The organism is Nocardia sp. CA-290969 (assembly GCF_050936135.1).
Classification (GTDB): Bacteria; Actinomycetota; Actinomycetes; order Mycobacteriales; family Mycobacteriaceae; genus Nocardia.
Map to the genome: position 1 here is coordinate 3,069,434 of NZ_JBNJNJ010000001.1, position 21,260 is coordinate 3,090,693.

At 68.2% G+C, this 21,260-nt stretch carries 18 protein-coding genes; 12 read left to right on the forward strand and 6 right to left on the reverse strand.

Going from position 1 to position 21,260, the window contains the following annotated elements; all coding sequences use genetic code 11:
* Positions 1-91: 91 nt before the first annotated feature.
* Positions 92-319, reverse strand: a complete 228-nt coding sequence (locus ACQEVO_RS13840; protein WP_432913003.1) for a restriction endonuclease — start codon at positions 317-319, stop codon at positions 92-94.
* Positions 320-437: 118 nt separating this feature from the next.
* Here ACQEVO_RS13840 and ACQEVO_RS13845 point away from each other — a divergent pair, with 118 nt between their 5' ends.
* On the forward strand, positions 438-743 hold the full coding sequence (locus tag ACQEVO_RS13845; protein WP_432913005.1) for a hypothetical protein: 306 nt from the start codon (positions 438-440) through the stop codon (positions 741-743).
* A gap of 360 nt (positions 744-1,103) precedes the next feature.
* Here ACQEVO_RS13845 and ACQEVO_RS13850 read toward each other — a convergent pair whose 3' ends face one another.
* Positions 1,104-1,700, reverse strand: coding sequence for a hypothetical protein (locus ACQEVO_RS13850; RefSeq protein WP_432913006.1), 597 nt, complete (start codon positions 1,698-1,700; stop codon positions 1,104-1,106).
* A gap of 19 nt (positions 1,701-1,719) precedes the next feature.
* Positions 1,720-3,003 carry a hypothetical protein gene (locus tag ACQEVO_RS13855; protein ID WP_432913008.1) on the reverse strand — a complete coding sequence of 428 codons (1,284 nt, stop codon included), beginning with the start codon at positions 3,001-3,003 and terminating at the stop codon, positions 1,720-1,722.
* A 536-nt stretch (positions 3,004-3,539) separates the two neighbouring features.
* On the opposite strand from ACQEVO_RS13855, the gene ACQEVO_RS13860 reads away from it, so the two are divergent.
* From ACQEVO_RS13860 to ACQEVO_RS13870, 3 genes are read left to right on the forward strand one after another with little or no spacing between them, the layout of a single operon-like run.
* Positions 3,540-3,869 carry an ArsR/SmtB family transcription factor gene (locus tag ACQEVO_RS13860; protein WP_432913010.1) on the forward strand — a complete coding sequence of 110 codons (330 nt, stop codon included), beginning with the start codon at positions 3,540-3,542 and terminating at the stop codon, positions 3,867-3,869.
* Positions 3,869-4,600 (forward strand): cation transporter, encoded by a 732-nt coding sequence (locus tag ACQEVO_RS13865; RefSeq protein WP_432913012.1) that lies wholly within the window; start codon positions 3,869-3,871, stop codon positions 4,598-4,600. Before ACQEVO_RS13860 ends, ACQEVO_RS13865 begins: the two co-directional genes overlap by 1 nt.
* Positions 4,600-4,950 (forward strand): DUF3703 domain-containing protein, encoded by a 351-nt coding sequence (locus ACQEVO_RS13870; RefSeq protein WP_432913014.1) that lies wholly within the window; start codon positions 4,600-4,602, stop codon positions 4,948-4,950. The genes ACQEVO_RS13865 and ACQEVO_RS13870 overlap by 1 nt, the downstream gene beginning before the upstream one ends.
* A 542-nt stretch (positions 4,951-5,492) precedes the next feature.
* Here ACQEVO_RS13870 and ACQEVO_RS13875 read toward each other — a convergent pair.
* Together ACQEVO_RS13875 and ACQEVO_RS13880 are read right to left on the reverse strand one after the other, a co-directional pair.
* A complete protein-coding gene (locus tag ACQEVO_RS13875; RefSeq protein ID WP_432913016.1) occupies positions 5,493-7,418 on the reverse strand; it encodes a WD40 repeat domain-containing serine/threonine protein kinase in 1,926 nt (641 codons plus the stop codon).
* Between the two features lie 65 nt (positions 7,419-7,483).
* Positions 7,484-9,466 carry a WD40 repeat domain-containing serine/threonine protein kinase gene (locus tag ACQEVO_RS13880; protein WP_432913018.1) on the reverse strand — a complete coding sequence of 661 codons (1,983 nt, stop codon included), beginning with the start codon at positions 9,464-9,466 and terminating at the stop codon, positions 7,484-7,486.
* 98 nt (positions 9,467-9,564) lie between these two features.
* Here ACQEVO_RS13880 and ACQEVO_RS13885 point away from each other — a divergent pair, with 98 nt between their 5' ends.
* From ACQEVO_RS13885 to ACQEVO_RS13895, 3 genes are all read left to right on the forward strand, one after another.
* Positions 9,565-9,849 carry a hypothetical protein gene (locus ACQEVO_RS13885; RefSeq protein WP_432913020.1) on the forward strand — a complete coding sequence of 95 codons (285 nt, stop codon included), beginning with the start codon at positions 9,565-9,567 and terminating at the stop codon, positions 9,847-9,849.
* A 66-nt stretch (positions 9,850-9,915) separates the two neighbouring features.
* Positions 9,916-10,551 (forward strand): TetR/AcrR family transcriptional regulator C-terminal domain-containing protein, encoded by a 636-nt coding sequence (locus ACQEVO_RS13890; RefSeq protein ID WP_432913022.1) that lies wholly within the window; start codon positions 9,916-9,918, stop codon positions 10,549-10,551.
* Positions 10,552-10,927: 376 nt separating this feature from the next.
* Positions 10,928-12,409 (forward strand): MFS transporter, encoded by a 1,482-nt coding sequence (locus ACQEVO_RS13895; RefSeq protein ID WP_432913024.1) that lies wholly within the window; start codon positions 10,928-10,930, stop codon positions 12,407-12,409.
* On the opposite strand, the gene ACQEVO_RS13900 is transcribed toward ACQEVO_RS13895, so the two are convergent.
* Positions 12,390-14,570 carry an SMI1/KNR4 family protein gene (locus ACQEVO_RS13900; protein WP_432913025.1) on the reverse strand — a complete coding sequence of 727 codons (2,181 nt, stop codon included), beginning with the start codon at positions 14,568-14,570 and terminating at the stop codon, positions 12,390-12,392. The two genes, ACQEVO_RS13895 and ACQEVO_RS13900, sit on opposite strands and share 20 nt — an antisense overlap.
* Before the next feature lie 204 nt (positions 14,571-14,774).
* Here ACQEVO_RS13900 and ACQEVO_RS13905 point away from each other — a divergent pair, with 204 nt between their 5' ends.
* The 5 genes from ACQEVO_RS13905 to ACQEVO_RS13925 all read left to right on the forward strand — a co-directional run bounded on the left by ACQEVO_RS13905 (position 14,775) and on the right by ACQEVO_RS13925 (position 20,727).
* Entirely contained in the window at positions 14,775-15,167 is a 393-nt protein-coding gene (locus tag ACQEVO_RS13905) for a hypothetical protein (RefSeq protein ID WP_432913027.1), read from the forward strand.
* Between the two features lie 40 nt (positions 15,168-15,207).
* Positions 15,208-16,425, forward strand: a complete 1,218-nt coding sequence (locus tag ACQEVO_RS13910; RefSeq protein WP_432913029.1) for an FAD-dependent monooxygenase — start codon at positions 15,208-15,210, stop codon at positions 16,423-16,425.
* 5 nt (positions 16,426-16,430) lie between these two features.
* Positions 16,431-17,627, forward strand: a complete 1,197-nt coding sequence (locus tag ACQEVO_RS13915) for an FAD-dependent monooxygenase (protein ID WP_432913031.1) — start codon at positions 16,431-16,433, stop codon at positions 17,625-17,627.
* A 150-nt stretch (positions 17,628-17,777) separates the two neighbouring features.
* Positions 17,778-18,695 carry a hypothetical protein gene (locus tag ACQEVO_RS13920; protein ID WP_432913033.1) on the forward strand — a complete coding sequence of 306 codons (918 nt, stop codon included), beginning with the start codon at positions 17,778-17,780 and terminating at the stop codon, positions 18,693-18,695.
* A 73-nt stretch (positions 18,696-18,768) separates the two neighbouring features.
* Positions 18,769-20,727 (forward strand): Clp protease N-terminal domain-containing protein, encoded by a 1,959-nt coding sequence (locus ACQEVO_RS13925; RefSeq protein WP_432913035.1) that lies wholly within the window; start codon positions 18,769-18,771, stop codon positions 20,725-20,727.
* The last annotated feature ends 533 nt before the right edge of the window (positions 20,728-21,260 follow it).

Sequence of the window (21,260 nt, forward strand, 5' to 3'; positions counted from 1 at the left end):
CTGCGGCTGCGCCACGCGAACACCCAGCACGTGTAGGGCCCGGCTTCGGAGTGCGGATCGACTGCGTGTTGTTCAGCGACGGTGGTTCGGCTCATGTCCACGGCGCGGGGATCGTCCCCGCGTTCCATTTCGCCAGTGTGGCATTATCCACCAGTCTGATACCGGTGCGCTCGGCGGTCTGGCGGGCCGAGCGGGTGAAACGTGACGTCGTGACCAGCACGGCGACTACGGCGATCACCGCGGCGACGATGACCGCGAGGTTGTCGCGGGCGAACTGCACCGCCGGCACGCCGACGACGAATACGGCGATCCCTGCCATACCCAGCACACCAGCACTGGGTGAGTGGCGACGACGTCTACCCACCTGCTACCCCTGTTCTCCGACCCCTGCCGTAATCGATCAGGGTGACTGTAGTCCCAGGGGCCGACAGAATGAGATGAAACCCGCTGTCACCCTCGGGATTCCAGACGGTTCATCGATGGTTGAGCTATCCGGCATCGGTGATCGCGGTATCTCAGCCACCCCCGAAGCCACAATAACGATAATTTTCGAGCCGCTCAGCGGGGAATTCGACCTGACAGACGGTGACATCATCGACCTTCGCATACCGAGGCATTTGAGCGAATTGCTGAAGTATGTCGTATGGCCCAATGGTCTCTCCGTATGGTTGAACTACGGAAAAGACGAAAAGGGAGAGTTCATCATTCTCGATCGAAACAAGGTGGAAATCGACAGGTTTTGATCACAATTCGCCAGTTGGCCTCCGACAATCGAGTGGGCAGACGTGCCGACCGATCGTCTTTGATCATCCGTTTACGTTGGCCAGAGCCGCGTCAGCGGCCTAGCCGGCCACCGGGCCCGGAAAGTCCGACGACGAACCGGAAGATACGGGGAGCGCGGCAATCATCGTAGGCAACTGAGAGGGAAGCCCGGCAGCGCCGAATGCGGCCTACCGATGCACCTACGCCCAGGCATGGGTTGCGGTGAAATCGATGTGGGGTCTGACCCTGCAGCAAGCCGGGAAGGACACGCTCACCCGAACGCCGGCCGGGTGCCGAGCAGTCGTCTGAACAATCCCGGTTCAGTGGCCTACCTCCATCACCTACCGCGCGGCGGTGGCCTCGACGCGGTCGAGGGCGGTATCGCTGAGGTCGGTGGGGTCGTAGAACTCGCAGAACACTGCGCTGCCTCGGAGGATGTTGTCGAGGTTCCACAACGGGATCGGGGTGGTGTGGCCGCGCAGCCAGTCGAGGATGAACTCTGTGACGGTGCCGGAGTAGAAGCCCCACTGGATTTTGTCGATATCGGTGAAGACCAACGTCCAGTTGTCGGGGTCGGGGTCGCCGGCGTCCCAGAGGCAGTAGTCGCCGCTGAATGATCCACCCCATTGGATGAGGTTGGCCGGGTCGACGGATACGCCGGGCGGTAGATCGGTGGGCGGTTCGCCGAATTCGTCGCTGGCCAGGGGCTCTCGGGAGGCGAGGGTGACCTCGGCGAGATCGAGGTAGGGCTGGGTGCTGGGCCGGTACAGGCGCAGTACGTTGCAGAACCGGACGTCACCGTAGGCGGCCAACAGGTCTTCGAAATCCTGCGGCAGCGCGGTGACGCCGAGTCGCTGCTGCACCGGGGTCCAGTCGAAGTCGCGACCGGAGCCCGGTGGCGGGGGCAGCATGGCCTGTAGTTCGTCGAGCGCGCTCATTTCGGTGTCCTCGAAGGCGTCAGAAGTTCTGCACGTAGGTCGGTGGCAGGTTCCATCCCTGGTCGCCCCAGGCCTGCAGCAAGTAGTAGTCGGGTATCACCTTGTCATCGATGTAGATCGGGATCTTCAGGTAGGTGACGTTCTGGGCGGGCACCCCCGGCACCGCGCCGGTGACGACCTGCCCGAGGTGACGCTCGTAGACCCGCATGGCGCCGGTGTTGGTGGCGCCCAGCTCCGGAGCCAGGAACTGCAGGATATCGCCGGGGCCGCCGTATCGGTTGGGCCACAGATGTCCCCGCTGGTACACACCGCCCGCACCCGGGACCGCAATGCTGGCGGGCCCGGTGCCGGTGACCGCGGCGCCGGCGGCGTCGAGGTAGCCGTAGGAGCCTGTCGGCCGGCCCAGGGTGTCGAGTGGTCCGGCGACCGCGCGGGTGGCGCCGGGCCCGACGTAGACCGCGGGCCCGCTGTTGGAGACCGCGCCGGTGCCGGTGAGATCGGGCAGCCGGTAGACCTGGCCGCCGCCGGCGGTGGACGGTACGGGTACGGCTTTGGTCGCGTCCAGCAGGCGCGGGGCGGTGGCGAAGAATTCCTGCTGGGTCGGGGTCATTCCGGGCTGTCCGGGCGGAGTGTTCAATCCAGGTGCCTGCAGAGGTTGGGCGGGGGCCGGCGAGAAACGCGGGTTCGTTGCCGCGCTCCCGGGCAGCGGTGAGGGCGCGTTCAAATGTACCCGCGCCACCGATGCCGGGTTGTAGGCCGTGCCCGGGGCGATACCCGGGTTCGGAACCACAGTGCTCGGTCGAACCGGCAGCGACTGCACCGGGTTGACCACCGGGGACGCCGGCGCCGCGGGGGAAGCCCGCAGCGCACCGGGCGCGCCGGTACCGGGCGCGGGAACAGGCGGTGCGGGAATGGCAACCGCCGGGGCCGGGGCCGGGGCTGGGGCAGGTGCTGGTGCAGGGGACGGGGACTGCGGGCCCGCGCTCGGCGGCGCACCGACATCGGGCACGTCCTCGCCCTGCGCCCTGCACTGTGCGGCCAACCCGTTGAGCCGCGCCGCCTCGGCGTTACCGCGCTGGGCTTCGAGGTTGTAGGCCTGCACCGCTGCCGCGTTGTTCGGATCCGGCGGGCTGGCGTTATGCGCCGCGGCCGTCGCGTTGTGCGCCTGGATCTGCGCGGCCACCGCCGCACAATCCAGCTGCCCCCGCGCCACAGATGGCGACACCAGCACTGCCGCGATACCTGCAAACACGACGAAAAGCGCCAGTGCTGCCCGCGTGAAACGCATTACTGGAGAGAACATTTCGAAACCCCCATCGACCCCCGTCCACCCTCCGGACGAGCCGAATCCTACCGAACCACACCACCCCACACCCGTCAACCCCAACTGCGTCGGCGATGGCCGGGCACCGTTGGGGTAGCGGGGTTTTCAGCTATGTTGAGCGTCGGCGGTGACCTGGGGTAGCCAGTTGGGCAGGTGGCTGCCGAGGAAGAGCTTCATGGGATATCCGAGCTATCTGCCGGGCGGATCCGGCGGTGTCTGTGTCTCTGCCCCGGCCGCCTCGGCGAGGTACCGGTCGAGGGTTGCCCGCGATACCCGAACACGTCAGCGGCCTGGGCGACGGACTGGTCCTCACGCAGCGCGGCCCGGGCCATGGCCAGCCGGGCGTCGCTGAGTTTGCGCGGCGGCCGGGCTGTTTGCCCTGGGCCGCGGCGACCTCACGCTGTCCAGGAACGCATCGACTTACGAACACCACAACCGGAGGCGGATCCAGCCTGTCATGGATCTTGAAGGTTCATTATTTTCTGAATACAGATTCTGGTGTACTGTTCTGGGCCATGGAGACCGCAGTCCACACCGACGCGTTGGCCCGGTTCGGCCACGCCCTGTCCGACCCGACTCGCACCCGGATCCTGTTGAGCCTGCGCCGGGCCCCTGGGTATCCGTCGGAGCTGGCCGAGCAGATCGGGGTGACCCGGCAGATCCTGTCCAATCACCTCGCCTGTCTACGCGGCTGCGGACTCGTGGTCGCGGTACCGGAAGGCCGGCGCAGCCGTTATGAACTCGCCGATGCCCGGATCGCCGCGGCGCTGGGTGATCTGCTGGGTTTGGTGCTGGCGGTGGATCCCGCCTGCTGCCCGGGCGCCGAGACCGAGGGCTGCTGCTGATGTCGGCGCCGCTCGGCATGCCCACCCCACTGTCCGCGGTGGCCGCCGGCCCCGGCCCGGGCCGGAAGGTGGTGCTGGCGCGGCGGATCCGCTGGCTCGTCGCCGCGACCATCACCTACAACGTCATCGAGGCGATCATCGCGCTCACCGAAGGCGCCCGGGTGTCCTCTACCGCGTTGATCGGGTTCGGTCTGGATTCGGTGATCGAGGTGTCCTCGGCGGCGGCGGTGGCGTGGCAGTTCGCCGGCCGCGACCCGGAGGCACGGGAGAAGGCCGCATTGCGGATCATCGCGTTTTCCTTTTTCGCCCTCGCCCTCTACGTCACCGTCGACTCGATCCGGGCGCTCTTCGGCCTCGGCGAAGCACAGCACTCCGCGATCGGCATCGGGTTGGCCGCGGCGAGCCTGGTCATCATGCCGGTGCTTTCGGCCGCGCAGCGCCGGGCCGGCCGTGAACTCGGATCCACTTCGGCGGTCGCCGATTCCAAACAGACTCTGCTGTGCACCTACCTCTCGGCGGTCCTGCTGGTGGGCCTGCTGCTCAACAGCCTGTTCGGGTGGTCTTGGGCGGACCCGCTCGCCGCCCTGGTCATCGCCGCGATCGCAGTGCGAGAAGGCCTCAACGCCTGGAAGGGCGACACCTGCTGCCCCACAACGACGATGCTCACGGGCGGCGCCGACAATGCGGACGGCTGTGACTGCTGCGAGCACCCCACCGGAAAGGACCACTGATGCCCCGCCTGCCCGCGCCCGCTCGCGACCGCTACCACCAGGAAATGCAGGCCGCGAAGACCGCGGTCGCCGACGAGATCCGGTGGGTACACCTGGAGCGCGCACACATCCTGTCCCAGCCGGATCCATGGCTGCACACCCGCAACCATCTCGCCATGCTCGTTCTCGCGGTACGCCGGCGCGACCGCCGCGAAGCCCTCGGACAGGTGGTGCGGATCATCGTGGCAGCACCCAGTTCCCTGGCCGGCCGCTACCCCGAAGGCAACACCGGCCGCGCCCGCGTCGGGCTACGCCGGACGATGCCCACCCCCTCCGACCTCGCGGCGCTGCTGAATCCGACTGCCGCCTGACGACCGGCGTCCATAGAAGGGATATTTTTCGGCGCCGCCGTGACGACAGTGAGGTCGGGATGGCCGATTCAATCCGCAGGACGGAAGGCCCGTTCGAAGGGACGGCTTGGCACCATGCCCGCTCGGGGCACCTCCCTGCGATAGAACGCGACCCGTGGCGCGAAATACCCTACACCGCATGGTATCCGGTGTCCGGAACTGTGTCGGCCCTCCTGCTCGACGTGCAGGTAGGTCCGGTTTCGGCTGCTGACGGTGCTGCCGTACCGAGTGATCAGGCTGCGGTCGTGCGAGGGTGAACCGGGTTACGCGGCAGGCGGAGACGAATGAGAGCACGCCGAGTACGCGTGTCCTGCCGCATCGACCTCCTGGTTTACCGAGTAGGCCGGGCCCGCTCCCCGCACGCGACGACCGCGCGAGACCGAAATGATAGGAAGTACCGACTGGTCAGAACTGGCCGAAAGTCTTTCTGTCGCAAGAAGACACGATCTACCCAGGGTTTCACCCATGATCACCGAGCAGCAGCTCAGAGATTAGAACTCGAGCTAGGGCATGTTCCAGACGCGCACCGTTTTATCCTTGGCGCCGGAAATGATGACCGTCCGGCCGTCGCGTTGCGCGGTGGTGACAGCTGTGATCATTTCGGTGTGGCCGGAGAGAGGCTTGCCCACGGGTTGACCGGTGGCGAGGTCCCAGACATGGATCTTGTTGTCGAAGCCACCGGCGATGATAACGGTGCGGCCGCCGCGTTGCGCCGTCGTCAGGGTCCACGAGAGGGCGTCCGACCCGGTGATCGGTGTGCCGACTGGTTGACCGGTGGCAAGATCCCAGAACCGGATCGACTTGTCGGTCGCGGCGGAGACGATGACGGTACGACCGTCGAGTTGGGCGGTCGCGACGCTGTAGACGGTATCGGTGTGACCGGTCAGCGGCCGGCCCACGGGGTCGCCGGTGGCGAGATCCCAGATACGAATCGTATTGTCGCTGCTACTGGTGATGGCTACCACGCGGCCCTCGCGTTCGGCGGTGGTGATGGCGGTGGCGTAATCGGTGTGCCCCTTTTGGGGTGTGCCGACCGGTTGGCCGTCGGTGAGGTCCCAGGCTTCGAGGTAGTCCCAGCGGGCGCCGACGATCACGGTGCGACCGTCGAGTTGGGTGGTGGTGAGCGCGTCGAGATCGGTACCGCGTTGGCCGGTCAGCGGATGTCCCACGGCTCGGCCGGTAGCGAGATCCCAGAGCCGGATTGTGTCTCGGCACGCGGCGATGATGACTGTGCGGCCGTCGCGTTGGGCGGTGGCGACGGCTTCGACGCCCTCGTCGCCGGTCAGGGGCTCGCCGACCGGCCGGCCGCTCACGAGGTCCCAGGTGCGGACGGAGTTGTCTGCGCTGCCGGAAATGATGACCTGGCGGCCCTCGCGTTGGGCGGTGGTAATCGAGGTCACGTCGTCTGCGGGGCCCGTCAGCGTGGCGATGGAATCGTCGTCATCCTCGAGCCGCAAAGCAACGGTGGTACCTACCGCGATCGTGAGGATCGCGACGAGGATCGCAGCGACGGTCCACAGCCGGCGGCGGCCGCGGCCTGGGTGGCCACCGCTGACAGCGGGGATCGCGCCGGGCCCACGCACGACAGTCGCAGCGGTGGCCGGTGCAGCGGTGAGCGCGGCGCGTGCGGCAGCGGCCAGCTCACCGCAGGTGGCATAGCGGTCGGCGGGGTTCTTGGCCAGCGCACGAGCGATCACCGAATCGAACGCGACCAGGGCTGGATGTGTCGCACTCGGTTGCGGTGCAGGCTGATTCAAGTGGGCGTTGATGAGTGCACCGAACTCGCCGTACGGGTACGGCTTCACGCCCGTGAGGCACTCGTACAGCACGCAACCCAACGAGTAGACATCGACAAGCCGGTCGACCGGTCGCGCGTTGAACCGTTCGGGTGCCATGTATTCGAGACTGCCGATGGTTTCACCGGTCATGGTCAACCGCGACCTGGTGGCCGCATCCACGATCTGTGCGATGCCGAAATCGGCGAGGTAGACGAATTCCGGGACTCCGTTGGTGACAATCGCGTTGGCCGGCTTCACATCACGGTGGACCAGCCCCGCGTCGTGGGCGTCGTCGAGCGCCGCCGCCAACTGCTCCACGACGCTGACTGCCCGGGCCGGGGCGAGCGCTCCGGTCACCGAGAGCACCTCGGCCAGGTCACGTCCCTCGACGAGGCGCATGTCTATGAACAGGCGGCCGTCGTGTTCCCCGAACCGGTGAATCGGGACGATGTGCGGATCGGTCAGCCGTGCCGCGATTCGCGCTTCCCGCTGGAACCGGGCCACGTACTCGGCGTCACCGGACAGTACGGCCGGCAACACCTTGAGCGCGACTTCACGTTGCTGCTCGGAGTCGTAGGCCCGCCATACCTCACCCATGCCCCCGCGGCCGAGCAGTTCCTCGAGCCGGTACGGGCCAAAACTATCGACCACGACGGAAACCTACCCGAAACGGTGAGATTGCGTAGCGCAGCCGGACATTCACGCGACAGCGACTGCTACGGCATGTCCCACACGTGGATGGTGCCGTCGATGCAGCCGGCGATGATGACGGTCCGGTCGTCGCGCTGTGCGGTGGTGACCGACTCGGTGGCGGAGCATCCGGTCAGCGGGTGGCCGACGGGTTGGCCGGTGGCGAGATCCCAGACGCGGACAGTGCCGTCGCGAGCACCGGAGACGATCACGGTGCGGCCCGCGTCCTGGGCCGTGGTGACAGCCCTGACCCAACTCTGATGGCCGGTGAGCGGCTGGCCCACGAGTCGACCGGTGGCGAGATCCCACACCCGGATCGTCTCGTCATGACTGCCGGAGATGATCACGGTGCGGCCATCGAGCTGAGCGCTGGTGACTGAGGCGACGTCATCGGTATGGCCGACAAGGGCCTGGCCGACGGGTCGGCCGGTGGCGAGGTCCCAGGCCCGGACGATGTCGTCCGAGCCGCCGGCGATGACAACGTCCCGGCCGTCGACCTGAGCAGTACCGACGGCGTTGATGATATTGACAGTCATGGGGGCCACGCCCTCGGTGGTTCCCGCGAATTCTTCGCGGAGGCGCCGACCGGTGGCGAGATCCACGGCCACGACTCCCGACGAGATGCCGGCGAGAACGACGGCGCGCCCGTCGCGCTGGGCAATGGTGAGTGCTTGGGTATAATGCACGCCGAGTTCGCCGGGTACCTCACCGTTCGCGATGCGACCGATGGGAATGGCTGCGTCGAGGTCCCAGAGACGGAGGCCCTCGAAGCCGCCGGCCACGATCACGGTGCGGCCGTCGCGCTGCCCGACCGCGAGTGCCTGGATGCGATTCGACTGGTCGGTCAGGGGCGGGCCGACCGGTCGGCCCGTGGCGAGGTCCCAGATACGGACCGATTCATCGGCGCTGCCGGAGATGACAACAGTGCGGCCATCGCGCTGCGCGGTCGTGACGGCGTTCACGTTGTCGGTGTGTCCGGTCATCACACCGACGAATGGCCGGCTGGAGACGTCGCGCTCCTCGGCACTGCCGCCCTGATCGTCGCCTCGCAGTATCACTGTCGTAATCGTGGCAATCATGCCGAGTGCGACAACCAGCGCGGCAGCAGCCCACAACCGGTGCCGCGTGCGGTCAGGACGAGCACCGACCAGAGCATTCGGAGGGCCCCAACCGCCCGCGGGCGCCGCATCGGGCACCGCACCAACCGGCGCAGGGCTCGCGCCACGAACCAGCGTGGGTGCCGTCGTGAGCGCGGCACGCGCGGCCGCGGCCAACTCCCCGCACGTGGCATACCGGTCGGCAGGGTCTTTGGCCAACGCACGAGCGATCACCGGATCGAACGCGACAAGCGCGGGATGTGTCGAACTCGGTCGTGGTGCAGGCTGATTCAGGTGCGCGTGGATCAGTGCGCCGAACTCGCCGTACGGGAACGGTTTCGCACCGGTCAGGCACTCGTGGAGCACGCACCCCAAGGAATACACGTCCACGCGGCGGTCGATCGGCCCCGCCCCGAACCGTTCCGGAGCCATGTACTCGAGGCTGCCGATGGTGTCCCCCGTCGTCGTCAATCTCGACCGGGTATCGGCATCCACGACCCGCGCTATCCCGAAATCGACGAGGTAGACGAACTCCGGACCCCGCGCGGGCAGCAGCGCATTCGCCGGCTTCACATCACGGTGAACCAACCCGGCCCCGTGCGCAGCGTCCAACGCCGATGTCACCTGCTCCACGACCCCCACCGCCCGTGCCGGTGCCAGCGCCCTCTCGGCAGCCAGCACTCGCGACAGATCCCAACCATGGATCAGGCGCATATCGATGAACAGGCGGCCATCGTGTTCCCCGAACCGATGAATCGGGACGATGTGCGGATCGGTCAGCCGTGCCGCGACTCGCGCTTCCCGCTGGAACCGGGCCACGTACTCGGCGTCACCGGACAGTACGGCCGGCAACACCTTGAGCGCGACTTCACGTTGCTGCTCGGAGTCGTAGGCCCGCCATACCTCACCCATGCCCCGCGGCCGAGCAGTTCCTCGAGCCGGTACGGGCCAAAACTATCGACCACGACGGGAAACCTACCCGAACCTGCTTTCGGTGGTTCGAGCGCGACTTGGCCCAAAGGTTGATACAACAGCACGATCAGGGTGGTCCGCGGCTCGACTACCGTCCCGATCAGAGGTACGCGGCGAACGGCCACCAGTGGCCGGTCCACGCGAGCAGCGCGGTAGAGCGCGAAACCGGCCGGGGCCCATGCACCGGCCGGTCCGCGCCGTCGCTGGTCGCCGTGCTCGACGGACTGCACCACGGCGCCGACCTACTCGCCTCCGGCGCCGAAACCCTGCACGAGATGCAACAGGATCAGCAGGACCGGCGCCCACGACTGCAGCACGCATGAGATGACTCCTTAACCGAGTTAATCCCTGATGCCGACAGGTGCCTTAACTTTGTTAAAGTGTCAACCGTGGCAAAAGGAATCACGCGGGAGCAGATCGTGACGGCGGCACTCGAACTGCTCGATGAGCAGGGCATGGACGCCCTCACGGTCCGAGCGCTCGCCTCCCGGCTCGACGTGAAGGCCCCCGCCCTGTACTGGCACGTCCGCAACAAACAGGAACTCCTCGACGAGATGGCCACATTCGTGATGCGACGCGTCACCGACGCCCTCGCGACGATCCCGCGCGGCGGAGACTGGCGTGCCGACATAGCCGCCTACGCCCGCGTCCTGAGGTCGGAGTATCTGACGCACCGGGATGGGGCGCGCATCTTCAGCGGCACGCGTTTCGCCGACCCCGAAGTGGTGAAGGCGAAAGAATCGTGGCTCGAGCGCTTGACTGCGGCCGGGTTCTCACTGCCCGAGGCCGACGACACCCTCGACCTGGTCACCGCCTTCGTGGTCGGCTTCGTCATCGAAGAGCAGGAGCGCAGCCCGTCCCCCGGCGCCGACCCCGCTCGATACTCGCTCGCCGGACGTGATGCGTGGCTCGGCGAAGGGGCCGAACTGATCAAGGCCGCCGGACATCTCCGCGACGACGGCGACCCGAGGTTCGAACGGCAGCTCGGCGTTCTCCTCGACGGACTCGCGACCCGCCTGTTGTGACGGCCGGTCGGCCGATCCGCCCGTCACAACAGGCGGCTGTACGGGGTTCAGGCCCCCGGAGGGGCACTCCGACCCGAGGTGGGTGATCTTCTCCCACTCGCCGGACGTTGATCGCGCCGCGGAGCAGACCCGCGCCCACTGGCGCAGTGGGGCCGGCCCGACTACGGACTCGGGCCGGAGAACTCCGTGCGCACCGGCGCGACATCGGACCTGGTGATGACTGCTGCCCGCACCACATTCTCCTTATCTAAGTTCAGTCGACTGATTGCCACCGCTCCTTAACTTAGTTAAGGTATGCCCGTTGGGGAAGGGAATCACCCGGGAACGGACCGTGGCGGCAGCGCTGAAACGGCCCGACCATCGCAAAGGAGCTTCCGTGAACACCACGCCGGACACCGGCCTGCCACCTGGCACGACACGGCACAGACGGTGGAACAAGCGCCTCGCCGCACAGATCGCCGCACTCCTCGTCGGGAACCTGATGGCGGATACCGTGATCGTGGCGCCGCTGCTCTTCCTCCCGCAGATGCTCGAGCACTTCCAGACAGATCAGGCGGCCTGGATCAGCTCCAGCGCGGTGCTCGCCGGTGCACTGTGGGCCCCGCTGCTGGGCCGGAGCGCCGACCTGCGCGGCAAACGCCGGATGCTCATCATCACGCTGCTGCTCGGCTGCACCGGCTCCGTCCTCTGCGTGATGGCTCCCAACCTGCTGGTATTCACCCTCGGACGCCTGGCCCAAGGCGCCGTCATCGCGTCGGTCTTCCTCTCCGCCACGATCGTCCGCGAACTCTGCGAACCACGGATCGCGATGCCCGCGGTCGGGATCGTCACCACCGGCACCGCAGTGCTCAACTTCGGCGCCGCCTTCCTCTACGAGAATCTGGTTGCCGAGTTCGGCTTCCGCGTCATCTTCGTGACGGCAGCCGCACTGGGCGCCGTCGCCGCCGTCGCCGTGCGCGTCGTCATCCCCGACTCCACGACCAGGATGCCGGGCCGGCTCGACGCCGGCGGGGCCCTCCTACTGGGCGCCGGCCTGACCGCGGTGCTCGGCTATATCAGCCTGGGGCCGGAGATCGGCTGGTTCGGTCTTATCCCGTTCACCCTCCTCAGCGCCGGTCTGATCACGCTGGCGTACTGGGTACGGCACTCCCGGCGGACCGCTGATCCCGTGATCGACATCAGCAACCTCGGGCGGCCCCTACTGCTCACGCTGCTCGTCATCGTGCTGGCTACGGGAGCGACGCAGAGCATGGACCAGCTCCTCAGCCTGATCGCCCAGGTCTCACACGAGCAGCAGCTCGGTTACGGGCTCGACGCCCAGGGCATGCTGGGGCTGCTGTTCGGGATTCCCGCCGTCGGGGTTGTCGTCGGTGGAGTGCTCTCGGGCTGGCTCGCGACCCGGATCGGACCGGCGGCCACGCTGGCCGGCGCCACGACGGTCGGCACCGCCGGCGCCGCCGGGATGCTCACCGGGGCCTCGTGGCTGCCCGCCGCAATCGCCTGCTCTTTTCTGCTGCAGTGCACAATGGGTGCGCTCCTGACCACCGGCTTCAACCTGGCGGGGTCGCTCGTGCCGGCCGATCGCCAGGCCGCGGTCTCGAGCATGGTCTCGGTCGTGGGCGCGGTCGGCTCGGTGGTCATGACGTTCGTGGGTGCAGCCGTGCTCTCGTCCACCCGGACGATCATCGACGGGACGGCGGTGAACTCGGCGACGGGCGTGTACAGCTACATCGCGATCGCAACCACCACGCTGGCGATCGCCACCCTGCTCGCCGTCGGCCTGACCCGCCGGCGATTGTCCCGGTTCACCGCCGCCGATGGCCGGCGGGGAGTGTCACTCACGAGCTCCGGCGGGTGATCGCGGCGATCAGGCGGCGTTCCGGGGTCATGATCGTGCGCAACGCGGGGTCGGCGATCAGGACGGTCGGCATGACCCGCAGCGGCGAATCCGGTTGCCAGGACGGCAGTGCGTTCCGCAGTTCGGTCCAGGCGTCGTCGGGACGCCCGAACTCGACGAGTTCCCGGGCGACGGCGCAGGCGCGGCCGAAGGGCCCGGGATCGGGGACCGGATCGCCGGCAAGTGTCGCCGCGAAGGCGTCCCATGCCCGGTCGTCCTGCTCGTCGTCACCGGCCGGCCGGTCCGGTCGCGCGGCGAGGCGGGGGACGAACGAGGTGAGCCACCGCGCCCAGGCGGCGGGGGGCCTGACCTGATCGGGCCGGGTCAGGGCCAGGTACATCGGGATGAGGTCGCCGCGGAGGTGATCGTCGTCGATGGCCGCCATCACGTGGTCGTTGCCGAGTATGTCGCGCAGGGTTGCCTCGTACCAGTCGCCGGGGAACGCGAACAGCCGGACCTGCGCATCGAGATAGGCCGCTACCGCCGAACCGGCGTCCATCGCGCGGTTCAGGGTTTCGTGCGCTGCTACCACGTCACCGGCCAGCGCCAGGCGACGCCCCTCGGCGAGAAAGACGCCGGCGCCCTCCGGGTGGGCGGGACGGCCCTGGTGGGCGCGGAGCCGTTCGAGGGTCGTTCGTTGATCGGCCAGCAGGGCGGCAAAGCTGTCGTGACGTACGGGGTCGGCGCCTTGCGCGGGATGCCAGGTGTAGGCGGCCCACTCGCCGTCGCGGACGTCGGCGAGGTCGAGGAACCAGTAGTCGCCGTCGTCGTTCGCACCGATCTGCAACGCCCGCGCCTGCGGACCGGAGTCCTCGACGAACAGGCCCCAGAGGTCGAGCAGATCGGCATTCGTCTCCCGCATCCAGTCCAGCTCGGCCAGCGACCACACCTGCTCGCCGAACGCTCCGGCCTCGAGCAGGCCGTCGGTGACCTGGTAGAACGACCGCAGCGACGCGGGTAGCCGGTGCCCCAGCCGGGCCTCGGCCCGCTCGATCGCCGTGATGCCGGCCGGCGGCCGGACGAGCCCGGCGGGTGGCAGCCCGGCGACTTCGAGGTCTTCCTCGCTCGCCGTCCGGAACCATTGTTCGCTGTAGCCGGTGATCCAGTCCTGCCATTGCGGCGGAGCCGCCGGTACCGCTTCGGCTGCGTCCTCGGCGGGACCGGGTGGCAGCGGTGTGGTCGCCCTCTCCTGCCGCACCAGGAATCCGTGCAGCGGGACGGCGGCTTCGCCGGGTCGGCGATACCAGCCGAGGAACTTCGGTGGCGGCTCGGGCTTTTCCGCCGTGAAGAACCGCAGTCCACCCAGTTGCAGGTGCGGCGACCCGGCATTGCCGAGGATCCGCAGCCAGTACCGTTCGCAGGTGCGCGGCCGGGCGACCGTGAATGTCCGCGACGTGCGCCGCCCGCCGAATCGTTCTCCGTGGCGTTCGTCGAGCACGAGCCAGTGACCGTCGCAGAAGCCGAGCAGTTCCCAGTCGCCGGGATCCCGGTCCGGGGCGTCGTCGGCCGAGTCCAGCTCGTAACGGACAACTGTGCGCTTCGTGGTCAGCCGCAGCACCAGGTCCGCCCTGGGGACCGGCGCGAACCACTTGGTCGCCATCGAGCCGTCGAGGAGGTTGCGAGCCACCTCGCCGGCCTCGGGATGCTCCGCCGTGGCCTGGATGTCGGCCACCTTCGCGGTGTGACCGTCCTGAAAGGGTGGCGCGAAGACGACGTGTCCGCTCTCCCCGCCGGCCGACCGCCACGACAGCCGGACGGGATGCCCCTGCCCGGTGTCCAGCAGCAGTCGCAGCGGATTCTGCGGGTGCTGTGCCAGCGGCTGCTCGTTGTCGCCCTCGAACAATCGGTAGACAACAGGATCCGCGAGCTCGCCCACCCGGCCCGGCGCCGGCTCGCCGCGAAGCTCCCATACCTCGCCGTCCGGTGACCGGTAGCTCCCCATGAGCTCCGGCAACGTCAAGGAAGTATCGGCGCCGTCCTCGGCGCGCCAGCCGACTTCCGTCAAGACGGCGGCGATGCCGCCCCGCTCGATCCGGACCGAGAGCTGCCCGGCGCGAGTCCAGCCGTGCGAAGCGTCGAACGGACGCCGGAACAGCCTGCAGTGCAGAATGTCCGATCCCATGGTCGTCGATCTTTCCTCCACCGTTCGACATCGCCGTCACGGGTCCCCCGCCTGACGAACTCGAGGGCGTCCATGCCCTGGTCGTCGGGGAGTTCGAGCGCCGCCGTGATGATCCGCTCCCGAGTGATGCCCATGGTCATATTGACAACTTAACTTTGTTAAGGGACGCTGATTGCAGCGTTGAACTTAGTTAAGGAGTATCTGATGCGTGCTGCGGTCGTCACCACCCCCGATATGTCACCTGTCTGCAGTGACTTCCCCGAGCCGACGCTCCCACCCGGTCACGAGCCGCTGCACCTCGTCAGTGCCGGCCTGCACAACATCGTTCGCGGGCTGACCACCGGGCGGCAGATCGGCTCGCTCGCGGGCTTGGCGGCGTCGCTGCCCGCGGACCTGCTGCGCAGCAGGCGGATCCGGGTCACCGGGAGCGGCGTCGGATCGCGGTCCGCCGAGGAGATGCTCGCCGAGACGTCCGAGGTCATGGCCCGCTTCGCCGACGGGTCCCTGCAGCTGCCCTACACCGCGTTCCCGCTGAGCCGGGTCGGCGAGGCGTGGGCACACACCGGCCGCAGCCGCGTCGTCGTCGTGCCGGATTGAGCCGTCCATCCATCAGAACGTGATCGGAGAGAGGAAAGCCATGCAGAAGAGGGCACTGGTGGTGGGGCTCGGGATCGCGGGGATGTCCGCGGCCATCGGGCTGCGCCGGGCCGGTTGGACGCCGGTGATCGTCGAACGAGCGGCCGAGCGTCGGACGGGGGGCTACTTCATCTTCATGTTCCCGGAGGGTCTGCAGGCCGCGGCCGACCTGGGGATCGCCGACCACCTGCACACCCGCAACCCGCAATGGCGACCGGGCGGGAACTCGTGGTCGGTGGATCGCCGGGGCAGGCGGAGGCCGGCTCTGGGATTGCTGGACGCGCCCAGCGGGGTGGCAGCGGTGCTGCGCGGCGACATCGAGGCCGCGTTGTGGCAGGGCATCACCGGCAACGGGACCGAGGACGCGGTCGAGGTCCGGTTCGCGACCACTCCGGTCGACATCACCGAGGGCGCCGGCGGGGTGCGGGTCCTGCTCGAGGACACCGGCACCGGGAAGCAGTACCGCGAGGACTTCGATCTCGTGGTCGGCGCGGACGGGATGCGCTCGAGTGTGCGCCGGATGGTGTGCGGTCCGGACGAGGACTACCTGGCGAACTGGAAGGCGATGATCTGCGCGTTCCAGATGAAGGAGCAAGTGCCCTCGTACGAGGCGAGCGACAGCATCATCGTCTCGCGCCCCAAGCGTGCGATGTGGGTGTTCGGACTCGCCGACCACGCGCCCTGCGCATGGCTGACCTACCGCACCGACGATATTCCGGACCGGTTCGCCGGGCCGTCGATCGAGCAGGTGCGCGCGGCTTTCTCCGGGATGGACGACGACCCCGTGGTGCGCCACATCCTGGACTCCCTGGAGCAGGCCCCGGACCACGTGTTCGACTCGATCCACCAGGTGAAGATGCCCCGGTGGAGCACGGGACGGGTCGTGCTGGTGGGGGACGCGGCCTGGTGCATGAACACCTACTCGGCCATGGGCTCCTCGTCCTCGCTGCGCGGCGGCGCCGCACTGGGCGTGGCCCTGCGGGAGCACCCCGACGACCTCGCCGCCGCGCTGGACGCCTGGGAAACCGGCCTGCGTCCCTACATCACCGGCCAGCGGCGCTCCGCACGGATCAAACAACAGCGGTTCGTCCCGTCCAGCCGCCCGGTCCAGGTGCTGGTTTCGGGCATTCTCGAACTGGTCCGCAGGGTCGTCCACCGCCGGCTGGCAGCGGAGTTCACCGCGGCGGTGGCCGCTGCCCCGTACGGCGCGACGCGGTGACGGCCATGCGGAAGAGGGCGTTGGTGGTCGGGCTCGGGATCGCGGGGATGTCCGCGGCCATCGGGCTGCGCCGGGCCGGTTGGACGCCGGTGATCGTCGAACGGGCGCCCGAGCGGCGTACCGGGGGCTATTTCGTCGGGCTGTTCCCGGAGGGTCGGCAGGCCGCGGCCGACCTGGGCATCGCCGACCACCTGCACACCCGCAACCCGCAACGGACGGCCCGCGCGAATTCGTGGTCGGTGGATCGCCGGGGCAGGCGCAGGCCGGCTCTGGGATTCCTGGATCAGCCCGGGGAGCCGGCAGCGGTGCTGCGCGGGGATATCGAGGCCGCGCTGTGGCAGAGCATCACCGGCGTCGAGGTGCGGTTCAGGACCACTCCGGTCGCGATCACCGAGGGTCCTGCCGCGGTGCAGGTTCTGCTCGAGAAGGCCGACACCGGTGCGCAGTACCACGAGAGCTTCGACATGGTCGTCGGCGCGGACGGGATGCGCTCGAGCGTGCGCCGGATCGTGTTCGGTCCGGACGAGGACTACCTGACCACGTGGAACGCGATGATCTGCGCTTTCCAACTGAAGGAGCAGGTGCCGTCGTACGAGGCGAGTGACAGCATCATCATTGCGCGCGCGAAGCGGGCGGTGTGGGTATTCGGGCTCGCCGACCACGCGCCCACCGCGCTGCTGACGTACCGGACGACGGACATCCAGGAGCAGTTCAGCGGGTCACGGGTCCAGCGGCTGCGCTCGGTCTTCTCCGGAATGGACGATCCCGTGGTGCGGCACGTCCTGGACTCCCTGGAGGAGGCCCCTGACCACCTGTTCGACTCGGTGCACCAGGTGCGGATGCCACGGTGGAGCAAGGGCCGGGCCGTGCTGGTGGGGGATGCGGCGTGGTGCATGAACCTCTACTCGGGCATGGGTGCCACGTCCTCGCTGCGCGGCGGCGCCGCACTGAGCGCGGCCCTGCTTGAACACCCCGACGACCTCGCCGCCGCGCTGGACGCCTGGGAAACCGGCCTGCGTCCGTTCATCACCAAGCACCAGCGCACCGCGCGACTCAAACAGCAGATGTTCGTCCCCTCCAGCCGTCGGGCCGAGGCCCTGCGGTCGGTCCTCCTCTGTCTGGTCCGCAGAATCCGCGGCCGTCGGCCGGCGACGGAGGCAGGCGGTCCGCGGGCCCGGGCGCTGTCCGGCACGTCGCGGTGAGAACGATGTCCGCGGCGAGGAGGACAACGAATCCGCCATTGGGTGCGGCCACCGGACAGCCGGGCGTGGGCCTCGGTCATCCGAAACGTAGATACTTGTACCCGGCCCAGGGGCGCTCGCATTCGGTGAGCCCGAGACTCAGGAGAGACAGTGGCGACGTCGGATATCTTGGTCGGTCTGCCGCTGCACCCGACAGTGGTGAACGCGTTGTGGCAAGCCAAGTCCGAGGCCGGCTCGCTCCCGGTTGATACCCGCGGTCTGCTGGTGGCGCTGATGCGGGTCGATACTCCAGGCAGCTGGGAGCGGATTCAATTGCACTGCGGGGACTGCAACAGTCTTGCCAGGAAGGTCGCGGTGGACCCGGCGCCCCGCAGTACGGCGCATTGGGCGGGTATCCGGCTCACCGATACTTGCGCCCAGGCTCTGCGGACTGCTGTCGAACTGGCTCAGCACTACAACTTGCACGGTGTCCCGGCGGGGATGCTGGCGCTGGGGCTGCTCGCCGACAGTTCCACTGCCGCAGCGCAGGTCCTGCACGACGGGTTGGGTCACCGTGAACTGCTGGACATCGTGCACGCCGATGTCCTGGGCGGCACCTTCACCGGCATCGACGCCGAGCTACGCCCGACAACGGCCACGCCACCACAGCCCGCGCTACCGCCCGCCACATCAGAGCAGATGCTGTATTGTCTGCACTGCGGCGCTGTTCCGGCCGCTGCGGTTACTATTCGCAGCCATCGCGGATTCGTGCTGTGGATGCAGTTCGTGCGGATGCCGGGGCCGTTCTGCCGCGATTGTGGCCTGGCCACGCTGCGCCGGATGACGATCGAAAGCGCCTGGCTCGGCTGGTGGGGTCCATTGTCATTGTTCATCAACCTGTTCACACTACTGTCCAACGCATCGGCCCATTCGCGAATCATCCAGCTCGCCGCGCCGTTTCCGGGTATGCCGGGTCGGCCGATGGATCCGGGCAAGCCGCTGTTCCACAGGCCCGCAGCCATCGCATTCCTTATATCGATCAGCATCCTGCTCTCGTTCTGGGTCGTCCTGCCGCTGCTGTCGATCTGATCCCGCCGGGCACGACTGTGGCCGCAGCTCGTCTCCCCCGGCAGGCGCCGGTGAACGCGAAACGGAGGAAACCGTGAACTCTTTCAACCCGGCCCGCGCCGTCGATACGGCATTGACAGAGGCGTTGAAGGCGGCGCGCTCGTCCGGGGCCACCGAGCTGACATCTGCTCACCTACTGGCCGCACTGTTGAGCCAGGCCGATGGCGGCGCTGCCGTGTTGCTGCGGGTACTCGGGGCCGACCCCGAGAAGGTCCGCAGCGCCGCCCTGGCGATCGCCGCGCAGGTCCGGAAAGCAGCAGACCCGAGTGTCATCCCACGCTTGAACGAAGCTGCACTTTCGGCTTGCACACAGGCGCGGCGCCTGGCCGACGAGCGCGGCGAAGCCGCAGTCTCTGCCCAGCATCTCCTTATCGGCCTGGCGTGGGGCAGCACCACCGAGGCACGGCTGCTCGCCGAGAACGGCGCCTCCTATCACCTGTTACGAGCGGTGCTCGCCGCCGGCGCGGCCGCCGACCCGGAGCTCCACACGCACTCCGACATCGATACTCGCCCGCTGGCGAAGTACAGCACTGATCTCACCGAACTCGCCATCCTGGATCAGCTCGACCCGGTCGTCGGCCGCCACACCGAAATCCTGGAACTGGCGAAGGTGTGGGCACGTCGTAGCGGCAACGCTGCCGTGCTACTCGGCGACCCCGGCGTGGGCAAGACGGCGATTGTCTCGGGCTTGGCTCAGCGCATCGCTGCCGACGAGGCACCGGACTTGCTGCGCGACAACGGTGTTGTGCGCGTCGACGTGCGCGCAATGATCACGGCCGCCCGCTCGCGGAGCGCCTTCGACGAGTTGCTCACCACTGTCCTGGACGACGTCGAAGACCGTGCGGGCCAGGCGGTCGTCTTCATCGACGACCTCGCTGCCGTCGCCACCGCGGCAGCCGAATTCACCCCCACTGTCAGTGACATCCTGGCGCCCGCGTACAGCCGTCCCGCGCTGCGTCTGGTTGCCGCCGCGACCCGAGCGCACTACACCGGCCTCACCGCGGCCGACGACGCTCTGACCCGCATCTTCGTCCCGGTCGAGATCACGTCGCTGTCGACGCAGGACGCCGTCGAAGCCTTGGCCGCGCTCGCGCCGACCTACGCGGCCTACCACGGAGTGGAGATCCCCGAGACCACCGCGATCGCCGCGGTTGAGCTCAGCGATCACTACCTGGCCGGGCCCCGCCCGCACAGCGCGCTCCAGCTACTCGACGCAACAGCTGCCCGGCTGCGCATCGACGGCACAGACCGGCCGCTGAACTCCGAAGACCTGGCAGTAACTGCTCGCCACCTCGCAAACCAACGGCCGGCGACATCGTGGTCACAATCGCGCGCTGCCTCGCTTCCGGCCGGCCCACCGTCGCTTCCTCCGGCCGCCGCCCCCATCGCCCACAGGGAGGAGCCGCCCGAGGCGAGATCCCGCGAAGAGATGGCGGCGTTGGCGGCGTCCCTGCTCGAATGCGGCGATGAGACCGGGGCGCGGCACTGGTATCGCAAAGCTGCCGATGCCGGCGACCCGCACGCCATGTACACGCTGGGTCGCATGATCCAGGACGGAGTCGCCCGCCAAGGCGTATTGCAGCGCTGGCAGCGCCGACACCGCAACGGCGGCGACCTCGTCGACGCCCAGATCTGGCTCCGAAAAGCCGCTGTAGCTGGCCATTCCGGCGCAATATCCGCCCTTGCCGCACTGCTTCGGGCAGACGGGCAAATCAACGAGGCACAAGTATGGGAGCACCGAGTCTCCGCCGGACCAGGGGCGCGACCGGTTTCACCACTCGCCGCAGCGCCGGCAGCGGAAGCGCCCGTCACGGCCCCGAGCCCTCCCCCGGCACAGGCCAACGAGTTCCGGCTGCTGCTGACGATGGTGCTGGGCAGCCACGCGACGGCCGAACGACTCATCGCGTTCGAGCAGCGGCAATTACCGGGCGCCGATCGCGCGACATGGATCGCACACGCCATCGACAGGCTACGCAACGACCGTCGCGGCTAGGCGGCAACAGATACAGAAAGTACCCGGCTTCGCGCTGGACTGTCCTGGCTACTGATGAACTTCCCGTTCCTCCTCGCGGACCGGATGGCCGGGAACTGAGCCAGCGCTTCACACTGCGAGCCATCGTCACTCCAGGTTGCACAGCCGGAGCGGTCGCGGTCGCAGCGCTGAGCACGTTGACGCCAACCACCCCCTTCGCCGTTGCATCCGCTGGGTACGTGGTCGCTGGCCTCGGTTTCGGGCTACTGGTTCCCGGAATCACGAACGTCGCCATGCGCGACGTCGCCGACCCGGTCGCGGGTGCTGCCTCGGCGGTGCTGACCTCCGCGCGCCGGCTCGGTGCGGCGGTAGGACTCGTGGTCGGGGCCATTGGCGCGCAGTCACCCAACATAAATGGGCGCGTTGCGATACGGGCAAACCCATACTGCCTCCGGGCCCATTGCGACGGGGAACCTCCACGAGCTCCCACCACATATGCAGGCGACAGCAAGCAACGCGTTCGAGACCGGTTACCATGTCGCCCTCGGAACCTG